We start from the raw sequence: 14,353 nt of genomic DNA on the forward strand, positions 1-14,353 counted from the left end.
ATCAACGGGCTTGCTTGAATGTCTGCCAGAGACCTTCGAATGTCTGACGAGTCTCGGCAGGTGGCGGAACCAGAGCGAACAGACGGCGGCGCAACGCCCCGTTGGGGTAAAGTGCATTTTCCTTCTGAAGTTCAGGCGAAAGCAACTTCATCGAGTCAGGGTTGGCATTTGGATAAGACGTCTCTTCGGTAATGCGGGCCAGGGAACGAGCACTCATCACATAGTTGATGAAGCGATGCGCCAGTTCCGCATTGCGCGACTTGCTGGGGATAACCAGAGTGTCCACAAAGACATATGTGCCTTCCTGCGGTACAACATAGCTGATCGGCTGGCCTGTCTTACGCGTATTGATTACATCGCCTACGCTGTACACCATTGCTACGCATAGTTGGCCATTCTTGAATGCATCAACCGTGGCGTCGTTATCGATGGAGCGAACATAGGGGCGAATGCTCATCAGGTCCTTGGCAATTTTCTCCATCTGCGCGGGAGAGCTGCGCTCGGGAATGTTGCCCTGATAGTTCATCATGATTGATGAGACATAGATGGGATCGTCGAGCAGATTGACGCCGCATTTGGAAAGGCGCTTGATCTGCTCGGGATCGAACAGCACGCTCCAGCTCTCCGGCAGCGGACCGCCAAAGGCTTCCTGCGCCTTGGGAACGTTGATTGCTAGACCTACTGCGCCCCATAGATAGGGGACGGCATAATGGTTGCCCGGATCCACGGAGTTCAGAATGCCCGAAATATAGGGATCGAGCTTGCTGGTATTGGGCAGCTGTTGGGTGTTGAGTTTTTGCAGCTTGTTTTCCCGGATGAGTCGTTTGAGCTCGTCATGGGAAGGCGCATACACATCGATCGGCGTGTCGCCATTCAAGAGGGCATTTGCCTCCTCAGAAGTGCTGAAGGTGTGGTAGTCGACACGGATGCCGGTGTCCTTCTGGAAATCACTGATGACCTGAGGGTCAATGTAATCCTCCCAGTTATAGACGTGCACAACCTCTTCGGCCTGGGCGAGCAGGGGCAGAATGGCCAGCGCCATGAGCAGCTTTCGCATGGAAACTCCTTGTGTTCCATCATGGGACCTTCCGTGGAACTAAGGCCAGGACGGTACGAAAAGCTGCAAAGTGTGACGGCGTTCTCGTAAACAGACAACGGCCGCCCGGCGAGGACGAACGGACGTTGTCTACAACCGACGTGCTAGACGGTGTGCAGGTACCAGTTGTATTCGAGATCCGAGATGGAGTGCTCGAATTCTTCCAGTTCATGCTCCTTACAAGCCACGAAGATATCGATGTACTTCGACTCGATGTATCGCGCCATGATTTCGCTGTCGTCCAGTTGCCGCAAGGCATCACGCAGGTTGTTCGGCAGACTTTGCTCGTGCTGCTCGTAGGAGTTGCCTTCGGTCACCGGCGGCGGCTCGACGTGATTGGTCAGACCATGATGAATTCCGGCCAGTACGCCTGCCAGCAGCAGGTAGGGGTTGGCATCAGCGCCCGCCACACGGTGCTCGATCCGCACGGCATCGGGCGTGCCGGTCGGAATGCGCAGCGCCGTGGTGCGGTTATCCAGCCCCCAACTTGGTGCATTAGGTACGTAGAACTGCGAGCCGAAGCGGCGATAGGAATTCACGTTGGGGCATAGAAAGGCCATCGAGGCGGGCAGGGTCTCGAGCACACCGCCGACGGCGTGACGTAACGCGGCGTTCTGCTCGGGATCCTCGCTCGTAAAAATATTGTTGCCATTCTTGTCCAGCAGCGAAATGTGCACATGCAGACCGTTACCTGCCTGCCCCGGATAGGGCTTGGCCATGAAGGTAGTGTCCATTTCATGGTCGTAGGCGATGTTCTTGATCAGCCGCTTGAGCAGCACTGCGTAATCACATGCCTTGATCGGGTCGGCCACGTGATTGAGGTTGACCTCGAACTGCGCGGGAGCCGACTCGGCCACGACGGCATCGGCAGGGATATTCTGCGCACGGGCACCATCGATGATGTCCTGCAGGCAATCGGCGTACTCGTCGAGATCATCGATGGAGTAAACCTGAACGGACTGCGGGCGCTTGCCGGAAATAGGCGAACGGGGCGGCTGGGGCCGGCCGTTGATGTTTTCCTGATCGATCAGATAGAACTCAAGCTCGAAGGCCGCGACGACCGTCAGCTCCATCTCGGTAAAGCGTTCAACGACCTGACGCAGCACTTCGCGAGGATCGGCGAAGAATGGCGCGCCTTCCATTTCGTGCATGGTCATCAGGAGTTGTGCGGTAGGGCGTTTCTGCCAGGGCTCCATGGAGAGCGTGCCGGCGATGGGGTAGCAGACGCGGTCGGCGTCACCGATATCAAGGCCGAGGCCTGTACTTTCTACGGTGGAGCCGGTGATATCGAGAGCGAAGAGTGAGGCGGGTAGATTGATTCCTCTTTCGAAGACTTTGGGCAGACTGTTTCGGTCGATGCGTTTACCACGCACCACGCCGTTCATGTCCGAGATCAGAAGGTCGACGAACTGCACTTCAGGATGTGCCTGGAGGAAGTCGGTCGCTTCATTCAAGTGAACGGCACGCGGGGGTACCGACATGATGCAACACCTATAGTTGTTAAAAATATCAATCAGCGGGGACTTCACCTAGGAGTCAATCCGAAAGGGGACCTAAAGTCAACTTTGCTCGTTATTGGTGCTCGAAGGCCTCATCAAGGCCTTTCATTGGGGCACAGGGCTTCGCTTGAGACCCCGTAACACGCCGGCTGAAAGAGAATGTGCGAACCGCATGAGCGGTCTTGAAAGAACGGTTGTGGAAAAAAATGAACAAGACTACTCTCCAATTCATCCAACCATGGCAAACGTAACGGGTGTCCCATGTCGTGCCTGCCGTTGATCGGCGTGACCGCCTGCACCAAGCAGATCGGTTTGCATACCTTCCACATCGCCGGCGACAAGTATCTGCGTGCCGTCGTGACCGGAGCGGGTGGTCTGCCACTTGTTATTCCCGCGCTGGCTGACCTGCTTGACCAGCCCACCTTGCTTGCACGTCTCGATGGATTGATGTTTACCGGCTCGCCTTCCAACGTGGAGCCGCATTACTACCAAGGGCCTCCCAGTGCGCCGGGCACCGCCCATGATCCTGATCGCGACCGTACTACTCTGCCGCTGATTCGGGCGGCCGTGGATGCAGGTGTTCCTGTGCTCGGTATCTGCCGCGGATTTCAGGAGATGAACGTGGCAATGGGCGGCAGCCTGTATCAGAAGGTGCACGAGGTCGGCCCGTTTGCCGACCACCGCGAGCGACCGGATGATCCGCTTGACGTGCAGTACGCGCCCAGTCATGCCGTTCATGTTCAGCCGGGCGGTGTATTCGAGCGCTTGGGGTTGCCCGAGCAGTTCCAGGTCAATTCTCTGCATGGGCAGGGCGTCGAGCGTCTCGCGCCTGGTCTTCGGGCCGAGGCTCTGGCGCCGGATGGCCTGGTGGAAGCGTTTTCTGTAGAGGGCGCCTCTGTCTTTGCCGTTGGGGTGCAGTGGCACCCTGAATGGCAGGTACGCTCCAATTCGAATTATCTGGCGATTTTCAACGCCTTTGGCGATGCCTGCCGACAGCGGGCCGGGCAGCGCTGACGGCGGTCCTTGACCGCCGTATCATCCTGCCTGGACGGTAAGTCCATATGCCTTCCGGGCAGGTTTTTCAAAACCTTGAGGTCTTTATGGCTAACCAGCTTGACCAGCTCACCCAGTGGTTGAAAGAACACAAGATCACCGAAGTCGAATGCCTGATTTCCGATTTGACCGGCATCGCCCGCGGCAAGATCTCGCCCACCTCGAAATTCATCAATGAAAAAGGCATGCGCCTGCCGGAGAGTGTTCTGTTGCAGAGCGTGACGGGAGACTATGTCGAGGATGACATCTATTACGAGCTTCTCGATCCGGCCGATATTGACATGCTTTGCCGGCCTGACGAGAACGCTGTCTTCCTCGTGCCCTGGGCCATCGAGCCCACGGCGCAAGTCATCCACGACACCTACGATAAGCAGGGTCGCCCGATCGAACTGTCTCCGCGCAATATCCTGAAGAAAGTGCTCAAGCTGTATGCCGACAAAGGCTGGAAGCCGATCGTTGCGCCCGAGATGGAGTTCTATCTTACCAAGCGTAGCGATGACCCGGATTATCCCCTGCAGCCCCCGGTAGGCCGTTCCGGTCGCCAGGAGACGGGCCGCCAGTCGTTCTCGATCGATGCCGCCAACGAGTTCGATCCGCTCTTTGAAGACATGTACGACTGGTGCGAGCTTCAGAAGCTGGATCTGGATACGCTGATTCATGAGGAAGGCACGGCCCAGATGGAAATCAATTTCCGTCATGGCGATGCCCTGCATCTGGCGGACCAGATCATTGTATTCAAGCGAACCATGCGCGAGGCCGCTCTGAAGCACAACGTCACGGCTACCTTCATGGCCAAGCCCATGACCGGTGAGCCCGGCAGCGCGATGCACCTGCACCAGAGCGTCGTGGACCTGAAGACAGGCAAGACGGTGTTTTCGGAAGACGACGGCACGATGAGCGAGCTGTTCCGTCATCACATTGGTGGGTTGCAGAAATACATCCCCGAAGCCTTGCCCCTGTTTGCGCCCAATGTGAACTCGTTTCGTCGTTTCCTACCGGACACCTCTGCTCCGGTAAACGTGGAGTGGGGCGAAGAGAACCGCACTGTAGGCCTTCGGGTGCCGGATTCCGACCCGCAGAATCGCCGCGTGGAAAACCGTTTGGCCGGGGCGGACGCCAATCCCTATCTGGCGCTGGCTGCCAGTCTTCTGTGTGGGTATCTGGGCATGATCGAAGGCATCGAACCTAGCGCCCCCGTCAAGGGGCGTGGCTACGAGCGTCGTAACCTACGCCTGCCGCTGACGCTGGAAGCAGCCCTGGAGCGCATGGAGCAGTCCGTGACCATTGAGCAATACCTGGGCACACGCTTCACGCGGGGCTATGTGGCCGTCAAGCGCGCCGAGCATGAAAACTTCAAACGGGTCATTAGTTCCTGGGAGCGCGAGTTCCTGTTGATGAGCGTATGACCTGATCGCGCCAGCACAGCTGGCGCATTCCAACCCAGGAGGTGTTATGAACGACAGGACCGTCAGCGAGCGTACCGCGCACTGGCAGGCACTCAGCCGGAACCATCACCTGCCGCCCTTTACGGATTACAAGCAGCTCAATGCAAAGGGCTCGCGCATTATCACGCGTGCCGAAGGCATCTATCTGTGGGACAGCGATGACAATCGCATCCTCGATGGGATGGCCGGGCTGTGGTGTGTGAATGTCGGCTATGGCCGTGAAGAGCTGGTTCAGGCTGCCACCCGGCAGATGCGCGAACTGCCTTACTACAATCTGTTCTTCCAGACTGCGCACCCGCCAGCCATCGAGTTGGCCAAGGCGATTGCAGATATCGCACCCGACGGCATGAACCACGTGTTCTTTACCGGTTCGGGCTCGGAGTCCAATGACACTGTCCTGCGCATGGTTCGTCATTATTGGGCGACCAAGGGGCAGCCACAGAAGAAAATTATCATCGGCCGCTGGAATGGTTATCACGGATCAACCGTAGCCGGTGTGAGCCTGGGCGGCATGAAGGCCTTGCACGAGCAGGGCGATCTGCCCATTCCGGGAATCGAGCACATCGATCAGCCCTATTGGTATGGCGAGGGCGGCGATATGAGTCCGGATGAGTTCGGGATTCAAGTGGCCGATCAGCTGGAGCAAAAGATTCTGGAGCTCGGCGAGGATAAGGTGGCCGCCTTTATTGCCGAGCCGATCCAGGGAGCCGGTGGCGTGATTGTGCCGCCCGAGACCTACTGGCCGCGGATTCGCGAAATACTGGCGAAATACGACATTCTGTTCATCTCCGATGAAGTTATCTGTGGGTTCGGGCGTACCGGAGAATGGTTCGGCAGTCAGCACTACGGCATGACGCCAGACCTCATGCCCATCGCCAAGGGGCTGACCTCCGGTTATATCCCCATGGGAGGTGTGATCGTGCGGGACGAGATCGTCGAGGTGCTCAACCAGGGCGGCGAGTTCTACCACGGTTTCACCTACTCGGGGCATCCGGTTGCGGCCGCTGTGGCGTTGGAGAATATCCGTATCCTGCGCGACGAGGGCATTATCGAGCGAGTCAAAAGCGAAACGGCACCTTACTTGCAGAAGTGCTGGCAGACGCTGGCCGATCATCTACTGGTAGGCGAGGCGAGAGGTGTGGGCCTGGTGGCCGCGCTGGAGCTGGTACAGGACAAGCGGACAAGGGCGCGCTTCACTGGACGTGAGGCAGGCATGATCTGTCGGGAACATTGCTTCCGCAATGGCCTGATTATGCGGGCCGTGGGCGATACCATGATCATTTCGCCACCGCTGGTCATCACGCCCGCGCAGATCGATGAGCTGATGGTGCTGGTGCGCAAGTGCCTGGACCTGACGGCTGCCGACCTGCATCGGTAGTGAAGACGAGTCGCGAGCAGAACGAGCGTCCAGGGGTGTTTGTCTGACATAACAGCACCTTTGGATGATGGCAAAAATCAAAAGGAATGGTGGCGCACTCTTGAGCCGCGCGCCGGACCTTGCCAGACTGCGCCGGTGCGTTGGCCAGACGCACCAGGGGAGGATCGAAAAGCCTCCTCCGGAATACTTATACGACCCTGTTTAGGAGCATTTCCGCATGAAAGCTTTTGGCAAGACACTGCTCGCACTCAGTCTGGCTGGCGCCTTCGCCGGTCACGCGATGGCAGACGACAAGGTTCTGCACGTTTACAACTGGAATGACTACATCGCTGAAGACACCATTGCCAAGTTTGAAAAGGAAACGGGCATCAAGGTGGTCTATGACGTGTATGACAGCAACGAGGTACTCGAAGCCAAGTTGCTGGCGGGCAAGTCGGGCTATGATGTGGTTGTCCCCTCCAACTCTTTCCTGGCCAAGCAGATCAAGGCCGGTGTCTACCAGACGCTGGACAGGAACAAGCTGCCCAACTGGAAAAACCTGGATCCCCAGCTGATGAAGACCCTGGAGGTCAGCGATCCGGGTAACCTGTACGCCATTCCTTACCTGTGGGGTACCATCGGTATTGGTTATAACCCTGACAAGGTAAAGGCTGCACTGGGCGACAATGCCCCGGTGGACTCTTGGGATCTGATCTTCAAGCCGGAAAATATTTCCAAGCTCAAGAGCTGTGGTGTCGCGCTGCTGGACTCGCCAACCGAGATCATTCCTGCCGGTCTGCATTACCTGGGCTACAAGCCTGACAGCCAGGACACCCAGGAACTGAAGGCGGCGCAGGACCTGTTCATGCAGATTCGTCCGTCGATCACCTACTTCCACTCATCCAAGTACATCTCTGATTTGGCCAACGGCAACGTCTGCGTGGCGGTCGGCTATTCCGGCGACATTGCCCAGGCCAAGGCCCGTGCCGCTGATGCCAAGAATGGCGTGACGGTGAAGTACAACATTCCCAAGGAAGGTGCCGGTACGTTCTTCGATACCATGGCCATTCCAAAGGACGCTACCAATACCGAGGGCGCCTACAAGTTCATCGACTTCATCATGAAGCCGGAGATCATTGCCGAGATCAGCGACTACGTGCAGTACCCGAACGGCAACAAGGAAGCGACACCGCTGGTCAGCGACGAGATTCGCAACGACCCGGGCATCTACCCGACTCAGGAGACGATGGGCAAGCTGTACGCCTTCCCGGACCTGCCGGCCAAGGTGCAGCGTGCGATGACCCGTGCCTGGACAACGATCAAGTCCGGCAAATAAGTGATGCAGGCCCCTCCGGCAGCTGTTGGAGGGGCTTTCTGGAAGGATAGGGCATGTATACAACGCAGCGATTATCCGACCCACGCTCGAATCTGATTGCAGCTTCGGTGAGCTGTACCGATACGAAAAATCAGTTTATCCGTGACATTTCCGCGCTCATCCTGTATCAACGCGGCCCGTTATCAGGCAGGCCGTACGGTAAGCAGGTGAAGGCACTATTGCCACTGGCGGTAGCCGCCGGGAATTTGCATGTCTGCAGCCATGCATGTGCGGGTGATACCAGCCTTTGTCGGATGCGTTCCAGGGTTAGGTAAGAGCCCTATGGTAGGGCCGTCGCGTTAAACCTGTATTCATTCATAGATTCTTCACAAGGAAATCGGCCGCACAGTCAGGTATGGACTGGCCACTAACCAAGAGGACGACCGAGTGTTTCTTTCCCTTCGTAAGACGCTGCTTGCCACTGCCGCTGCGCTGGCCTTTACACCACTGGCCCATGCCGAGAAAGTCGTGCACATCTATAACTGGAGCGATTACATCGGTGAGACCACGCTGGAAGATTTCCAGAAGGAAACCGGAATCAAGCCGGTCTATGACGTGTTCGACTCCAATGAAACCCTCGAGGGCAAGCTTCTGGCCGGGCGGACCGGCTATGACGTGGTAGTGCCGTCCAACCATTTCTTGGGCAAGCAGATCAAGGCCGGCGCGTTCATGAAGCTGGACCGCAGCCAGCTGCCCAACTGGCAGAACCTGGACCCTGCTTTGCTCAAGCAGCTTCAGACCAACGATCCGGGTAACGAGCACAGCGTGCCTTACCTATGGGGAACCAACGGTATCGGTTACAATGTCGACAAGGTCAAGGAGGTGCTTGGCACCGACAAGATCGACTCCTGGGCAGTGCTGTTCGAGCCGGAAAACATCAAGAAGCTGACCAAGTGCGGTGTTTCTTTCATGGACTCGCCAGATGAAGTCATTCCGGCCATGCTGAACTACCTGGGGCTCAACCCCAACAGCACAAATCCTGACGATTACAAGAAAGCCGAGGCGAAGCTCCTGCAGGTTCGCCCGTACGTGACTTATTTCCACTCCTCGAAATACATCTCCGATTTGGCCAACGGCAATATCTGTGTGGCCTTTGGCTATTCGGGTGATGTTTTCCAGGCAGCGTCACGTGCCGAGGAAGCGGGAAAGGGCGTCAAGATCGCTTATGCCATTCCCAAGGAGGGAGCGAACCTGTGGTTTGATCTATTGGCCATCCCCAAGGATGCGTCCAATGCGAAAGAGGCACATGCGTTCATCAACTACCTGTTGCGGCCTGAGGTGATTGCCAAGGTAAGCGACTCCGTTGGTTACGCTAACCCCAACCCCAAGTCAGGCGAGCTGATGGACCAGAAGGTACGCCAGGATGAAACGGTCTATCCACCCCAAGAGGTGATGGACAAGCTGTATGTAATGGCGGAATTGCCTCCGCAGATATTGCGGATCAGTACACGCAGTTGGACCCGGATCAAATCCGGTAAATAGCGTTCCATATTCGATAGCCTGACCGTTGAATCAGGCTGAATGCCTGGCTGACAGCAAGGCGAAAAGAGGCACGGTCGGCGCTAGGGCAAGAAGGGCGGAGGGGTTTTCCGCACCGACTCTAGAACCTCATGCCATAGCTGTCAGGCAGGATTTCAAGACCCCTGGGGAGTAAATAATGGCGATAGCCTCCGGTGCCTTTAAAAAAGCCGTGACCGGTGTTCAGCAGACCAAAGAAGTGCTGGTGAAGATCGATCGGGTAACCAAGAAATTCGATGAAACGGTGGCAGTTGATGATGTTTCACTGACCATCAACAAAGGCGAGATCTTTGCGCTGCTTGGTGGCTCCGGTTCTGGTAAATCCACGCTGCTGCGCATGCTGGCGGGGTTTGAGCAACCCACCGAGGGAAGGATCTTCCTGGACGGGCAGGACATCACCAATATGCCGCCGTATGACCGGCCGATCAACATGATGTTCCAGTCCTATGCCTTGTTCCCGCACATGACGGTCGAGCAGAACATTGCGTTCGGCTTGAAGCAGGACAGGCTGCCCAGGGAAGAGATCAACCAGCGCGTGGCCGAAATGCTCAAGCTGGTGCACATGACACAGTATGCCAAGCGTAAACCGCATCAGCTCTCTGGTGGGCAGCGTCAGCGGGTGGCCCTGGCGCGCTCACTGGCCAAGCGGCCCAAGCTTCTGTTGCTCGACGAGCCGATGGGGGCGCTCGACAAGAAACTGCGTTCGCAGATGCAGCTGGAGCTGGTGGAGATCATCGAGCGCGTGGGCGTGACCTGTGTAATGGTGACGCACGACCAGGAAGAAGCCATGACCATGGCTCAGCGCATCGCAATCATGCACCTGGGCTGGATCGCTCAGGTGGGCAGCCCGATGGACATCTATGAAACGCCGGCCAGCCGCCTGGTCTGTGAGTTCATCGGCAACGTGAACCTGTTCGACGGTGAACTGATCGAGGACGATGCGGATCACGCCATCATTGCCTCGCCGCAGCTCGAGCGGCATATCTACGTGGGCCACGGGATTAGCACCCGCGCTGAAGACAAGCGCGTGACCTATGCGATTCGCCCGGAAAAGCTCCTGATGGCCAGCCGCCTGCCGGAAGACCATGAACACCCCAATTACAACTGGCTACGCGGGACCGTGCATGACATCGCCTATCTGGGCGGGCATTCGGTGTATTACATCAAGCTGGAGTCCGGGCAACTGGTCCAGTGCTTCATCGCCAACGCCGTGCGCCTGGGCAAACGCCCGACGTGGGACGATCCGGTAGTGGTGTACTGGGAAGATGACAGCGGCGTGGTACTGCAATCATGAGTCTGAAGAAACTGTTCGACGGCCGCCGCCTGGTTATTGGCGTCCCGTTCGTGTGGCTGTTCCTGTTCTTCCTGCTGCCGTTCGCCATTGTGCTGAAGATCAGTTTCGCCATTGCGGACGTCGCGATTCCACCCTATACCGAACTGCTGACCTATGCCGACCAGCAGCTGGATATTGCCCTGAATTTCGGGAATTACCTGATGTTCACGGACGATCCGCTATACCTGGACGCGTACCTTGGTTCGCTCAAGATCGCTGGCATCAGTACGCTGATCTGTCTTCTGATCGGATATCCGATGGCTTATGCCATCGCTCGGGCGCGCAAGGATGTGCAGACGGTATTGCTTCTCCTGATCATGATGCCGACCTGGACGGCCATTCTGATCCGGGTCTATGCCTGGATGGGGCTTCTGTCCACCAACGGCCTGATCAACGAATTCCTGATGTTTATTGGTGTGATTCACGAGCCGCTGCGCCTGCTCAATACCAATTTCGCGGTGTATCTGGGGATTGTGTACTCCTATCTGCCGTTCATGATCCTGCCGTTGTTCGCCAATCTGGTGAAGCATGATCTGACACTGCTGGAGGCGGCATCCGACCTGGGAGCGAGTCGCTTTACCAGCTTCTGGCGTATCACGGTGCCGTTGTCCAAGAACGGCATTATCGCGGGCTGCATGCTGGTCTTCATTCCCGCAGTGGGCGAGTTCGTGATTCCGGAACTGCTGGGCGGGCCGGAAACGCTCATGATTGGCCGTGTGTTGTGGCAGGAATTCTTCAATAACCGCGACTGGCCGGTGGCTTCGGCTTTGGCGGTGGTCATGCTGATCATCCTCATCGTGCCTATTGTCCTGTTCAACAGGAATCAGGCGAAGGAACTGGAGGGCAAGCTATGAGAAGCCTGAAGTTCACAAACCTGATGTTGGTGTTGGGCCTGTTGTTCATCTACCTGCCGATGGTCATCCTGGTGATCTATTCGTTCAACGCCTCGCGTCTGGTGACTGTCTGGGGCGGCTGGTCGGTGCACTGGTATGCAGGGCTTCTGGACAATAACCAGCTGATGGGCGCCGTAGGGCGCTCCCTGGAAATCGCGTTCTACACGGCGATTTCCTCGGTTATCCTGGGAACGCTGGCGGCGTTCGTGCTGACGCGTATTCCTCGCTTTCGCGGGCGTACGGTGTTTGGCGGTCTGGTCACTGCACCGCTGGTCATGCCTGAGGTGATTACCGGTCTGTCGCTGCTGCTCCTGTTCGTTTCCATGGCAAAGTTCATCGGCTGGCCGCAGGATCGGGGTGTCGTCACGATCTGGATCGCCCATACCAGCTTTTGCGCGTCTTACGTAGCGGTAGTAGTGTCGGCGCGTCTGCGCGAGTTGGACCTGTCTATCGAGGAAGCTGCCATGGACCTGGGCGCGCGTCCCTGGAAGGTGTTCATGCTGATCACCATCCCGATGATTGCGCCTTCTCTGGCAGCGGGTGGAATGATGTCCTTTGCGCTATCGCTGGATGATCTGGTGCTTGCAAGCTTCGTGTCCGGCCCTGGCTCAACCACCTTGCCAATGGAGGTGTTCTCCGCTGTGCGCCTGGGTGTGAAGCCGGAGATCAATGCCATTGCCAGCCTGATTCTGCTGGCGGTCTCGCTGTTTACCTTCCTCGCGTGGTATTTCACGCGTCGGGCTGAGAAGAAGCGGCTGCAGGGGTTGAAGGAGGCCATGGAGTCGACGGTGACGGAAACTGCCAATGAGCGGGACGTTGAGCGTTTCACCGCGCCGCCTACCAATAGCTGATACAAGAAAGCCACCGAAAGGTGGCTTTTTTTATGCCTGGGGTGGATCAGCCTGTTGCCAGAATGAATCGGTGTATGGCCTCGGCCAGACCGTTCCTGTCGGTTTCGGCGGTGATCTGCATGGCATGAGCCTTGACGTCTTCCTCGGCTTGTCCCATGGCAATGGAGAGCCCGGCTTTCTTGAACATTGAAATATCGTTTTCACCGTCTCCAATGGCGACGGTACGCGTGAGCGGAATGCTCAGATGCTCCGCCAGTGCCACTAGCGCATGGCCTTTGCTGGCCTGGGCAGCTGTAATATCCAGATAGTAGGGTTGGGAGCGTACGGTGTGGGCGTATTGCCCCAGCTTCTGATCCAGCTCGGGTTGCAGGCTGGCGAGGCGATCATGGTTCTTACTGACAGCTACCAGCTTGTCGACCCGGTCAAGGTAGTCGTCAAAGCGGTCGACGATCAGCGGATCATAGCCCAGGGCTCTTTTCTCATGGCCGATGTAGTGGTTGTCTGGATTGGCAATGATCCATTCATTATCGGCGAAGAGCCAGATATCGAGGTCTTCGTCCTCAAGCTGCTCAAACACGCTGTCCACGGCATTCCGGGGTATACGGTGTGCCTGCAAGAGCGTGCCATCCGGCTTGAGCAGGGTGCCGCCGTTGAAGGCGCCGACGGGGAGGGTAAGACCAAGCGCTTCGATCAGCCAATGCATGGCCCGTGGCGGGCGACTGCTGACCAGCGTAAAGTCGATTCCAGCCTCACGCAGGCGCTGTACGGCCTCGATCGTGGCTTGGTTTAATTGCTTGTCGGTACGCAAAAGGGTGCCATCGACATCCGACAGCATGAGTTGGTACGGGTGGTTCGTCATTATCGTTCCTGTCGAGCCATAGTAGAAAAGAGCGACAGGCTGCCTGGAGGTGCGCCTCGATGCGCTACCTCCAAGCCTGCTCGGAAAGCGTTACTGCGGAATTTCTACGTGCCCACCAAAGCCGAAGCGCATGGCCGACAGGAGCTTGTCGCCATAGGTCGCCTTCTGGCGTGAGCGGAAACGGGCATACAGTGCGGACGTCAGTACCGGGGCAGGTACGGCTTCCTCGATAGCGGCCTCGATGGTCCAGCGACCTTCACCACTGTCGGACACGAATCCGCTGAATTTCTCCAGCTCCACGTCCTGAGCCAATGCCTGAGCGGTCAGGTCCAGAAGCCAGGAGGAAACGACACTGCCACGGCGCCATACTTCGGCGATGTCTGCCAAATCCAATTGCAGGCGTTCTTCTTCCGGTACATTTTCGGAGCCGCGCATCTTGAGAATGTCAAAGCCTTCGGCGTACGCCTGCATCATGCCGTATTCGATACCGTTGTGAATCATCTTCACAAAGTGACCGGAACCAGCCGGGCCTGCATGGATATAGCCGCGCTCGGCACGCTCGTCCGGGGCGTTGCGTCCACGGGTGCGCTCGATGTCTCCATAGCCAGGGGCCAGGGTGTCGAAGATGGGATCCAGGCGGTCCACGGTTTCCTTGTCGCCGCCAATCATCATGCAGTAGCCGCGCTCAAGGCCCCAAACGCCTCCAGAGGTGCCTACGTCGAGGTAGTGGATACCTTTCTCGGCCAGCGCCTTGGCGCGGCGCAGGTCGTCCTTGTAGTAAGTATTGCCACCATCAATGATGGTGTCGCCCGGCTCCAGCATCTGGCCCAGGGTGTTGATGGTCTGTTCGGTCGGGTCACCCGCCGGAAGCATGACCCATAGCGCGCGTGGCTTAGCCATCTGCTGGATCATGTCCTCAAGACCGGTTGTTGCTTTGGCGCCTTCTTTGGCCAGCGTCTCGATGGAGTCGGCGCTGCGGTCGTATGCGAAGACCTCGTGCCCGTTTTTCATCAGCCTGCGGGCAATGTTTCCGCCCATCCGGCCCAGTCCGATAATGCCAAGTTGCATGTTGTT

At 57.4% G+C, this 14,353-nt stretch carries 12 protein-coding genes; 8 read left to right on the top strand and 4 right to left on the bottom strand.

What is annotated here, in order from left to right; all coding sequences use genetic code 11:
- Position 1 precedes the first annotated feature (1 nt).
- Together JQR86_RS03420 and JQR86_RS03425 are read right to left on the bottom strand one after the other, a co-directional pair.
- Entirely contained in the window at positions 2-1,057 is a 1,056-nt protein-coding gene (locus JQR86_RS03420) for an extracellular solute-binding protein (protein ID WP_150346669.1), read from the bottom strand.
- Between the two features lie 143 nt (positions 1,058-1,200).
- Positions 1,201-2,577 carry a glutamine synthetase family protein gene (locus JQR86_RS03425; RefSeq protein ID WP_434154335.1) on the bottom strand — a complete coding sequence of 459 codons (1,377 nt, stop codon included), beginning with the start codon at positions 2,575-2,577 and terminating at the stop codon, positions 1,201-1,203.
- Between the two features lie 279 nt (positions 2,578-2,856).
- Here JQR86_RS03425 and JQR86_RS03430 point away from each other — a divergent pair, with 279 nt between their 5' ends.
- The 8 genes from JQR86_RS03430 to JQR86_RS03465 all read left to right on the top strand — a co-directional run bounded on the left by JQR86_RS03430 (position 2,857) and on the right by JQR86_RS03465 (position 12,420).
- On the top strand, positions 2,857-3,609 hold the full coding sequence (locus tag JQR86_RS03430; protein WP_286787862.1) for a gamma-glutamyl-gamma-aminobutyrate hydrolase family protein: 753 nt from the start codon (positions 2,857-2,859) through the stop codon (positions 3,607-3,609).
- Positions 3,610-3,695: 86 nt separating this feature from the next.
- Entirely contained in the window at positions 3,696-5,054 is a 1,359-nt protein-coding gene (locus JQR86_RS03435) for a glutamine synthetase family protein (protein ID WP_010795663.1), read from the top strand.
- A gap of 46 nt (positions 5,055-5,100) precedes the next feature.
- On the top strand, positions 5,101-6,471 hold the full coding sequence (locus tag JQR86_RS03440) for an aspartate aminotransferase family protein (protein WP_434154336.1): 1,371 nt from the start codon (positions 5,101-5,103) through the stop codon (positions 6,469-6,471).
- Between the two features lie 217 nt (positions 6,472-6,688).
- Positions 6,689-7,786 (top strand): polyamine ABC transporter substrate-binding protein, encoded by a 1,098-nt coding sequence (locus JQR86_RS03445; RefSeq protein ID WP_074822255.1) that lies wholly within the window; start codon positions 6,689-6,691, stop codon positions 7,784-7,786.
- Between the two features lie 450 nt (positions 7,787-8,236).
- Complete coding sequence (locus JQR86_RS03450; protein WP_051370210.1) at positions 8,237-9,307, top strand: polyamine ABC transporter substrate-binding protein; 1,071 nt, start codon at positions 8,237-8,239, stop codon at positions 9,305-9,307.
- 175 nt (positions 9,308-9,482) lie between these two features.
- On the top strand, positions 9,483-10,637 hold the full coding sequence (potA, locus tag JQR86_RS03455; protein WP_122041718.1) for a polyamine ABC transporter ATP-binding protein: 1,155 nt from the start codon (positions 9,483-9,485) through the stop codon (positions 10,635-10,637).
- On the top strand, positions 10,634-11,530 hold the full coding sequence (locus JQR86_RS03460) for an ABC transporter permease subunit (RefSeq protein ID WP_010795657.1): 897 nt from the start codon (positions 10,634-10,636) through the stop codon (positions 11,528-11,530). The genes potA and JQR86_RS03460 overlap by 4 nt, the downstream gene beginning before the upstream one ends.
- Positions 11,527-12,420 carry an ABC transporter permease subunit gene (locus JQR86_RS03465; RefSeq protein ID WP_434154337.1) on the top strand — a complete coding sequence of 298 codons (894 nt, stop codon included), beginning with the start codon at positions 11,527-11,529 and terminating at the stop codon, positions 12,418-12,420. The genes JQR86_RS03460 and JQR86_RS03465 overlap by 4 nt, the downstream gene beginning before the upstream one ends.
- A gap of 46 nt (positions 12,421-12,466) precedes the next feature.
- Here JQR86_RS03465 and JQR86_RS03470 read toward each other — a convergent pair whose 3' ends face one another.
- Together JQR86_RS03470 and gnd are read right to left on the bottom strand one after the other, a co-directional pair.
- A complete protein-coding gene (locus JQR86_RS03470) occupies positions 12,467-13,279 on the bottom strand; it encodes an HAD family hydrolase (protein ID WP_434154338.1) in 813 nt (270 codons plus the stop codon).
- A 90-nt stretch (positions 13,280-13,369) separates the two neighbouring features.
- On the bottom strand, positions 13,370-14,347 hold the full coding sequence (gene gnd, locus JQR86_RS03475; protein ID WP_010795654.1) for a phosphogluconate dehydrogenase (NAD(+)-dependent, decarboxylating): 978 nt from the start codon (positions 14,345-14,347) through the stop codon (positions 13,370-13,372).
- Positions 14,348-14,353 lie beyond the last annotated feature (6 nt).

It is taken from the genome of Pseudomonas sp. JZ134, from assembly GCF_051027695.1.
GTDB classification, from domain to species: domain Bacteria; phylum Pseudomonadota; class Gammaproteobacteria; order Pseudomonadales; family Pseudomonadaceae; genus Chryseomonas; species Chryseomonas luteola.

Bases quoted from the DNA above. Each gene is read 5' to 3' on its own strand.
- JQR86_RS03430 (WP_286787862.1), top strand. From the start codon at position 2,857: ATGTCGTGCCTGCCGTTGATCGGCGTGACCGCCTGCACCAAGCAGATC.
- gnd (WP_010795654.1), bottom strand. From the start codon at position 14,347: ATGCAACTTGGCATTATCGGACTGGGCCGGATGGGCGGAAACATTGCC.
- JQR86_RS03420 (WP_150346669.1), bottom strand. From the start codon at position 1,057: ATGCGAAAGCTGCTCATGGCGCTGGCCATTCTGCCCCTGCTCGCCCAG.
- JQR86_RS03470 (WP_434154338.1), bottom strand. From the start codon at position 13,279: ATGACGAACCACCCGTACCAACTCATGCTGTCGGATGTCGATGGCACC.
- potA (WP_122041718.1), top strand. From the start codon at position 9,483: ATGGCGATAGCCTCCGGTGCCTTTAAAAAAGCCGTGACCGGTGTTCAG.
- JQR86_RS03425 (WP_434154335.1), bottom strand. From the start codon at position 2,577: ATGTCGGTACCCCCGCGTGCCGTTCACTTGAATGAAGCGACCGACTTC.
- JQR86_RS03465 (WP_434154337.1), top strand. From the start codon at position 11,527: ATGAGAAGCCTGAAGTTCACAAACCTGATGTTGGTGTTGGGCCTGTTG.
- JQR86_RS03445 (WP_074822255.1), top strand. From the start codon at position 6,689: ATGAAAGCTTTTGGCAAGACACTGCTCGCACTCAGTCTGGCTGGCGCC.
- JQR86_RS03435 (WP_010795663.1), top strand. From the start codon at position 3,696: ATGGCTAACCAGCTTGACCAGCTCACCCAGTGGTTGAAAGAACACAAG.
- JQR86_RS03460 (WP_010795657.1), top strand. From the start codon at position 10,634: ATGAGTCTGAAGAAACTGTTCGACGGCCGCCGCCTGGTTATTGGCGTC.
- JQR86_RS03440 (WP_434154336.1), top strand. From the start codon at position 5,101: ATGAACGACAGGACCGTCAGCGAGCGTACCGCGCACTGGCAGGCACTC.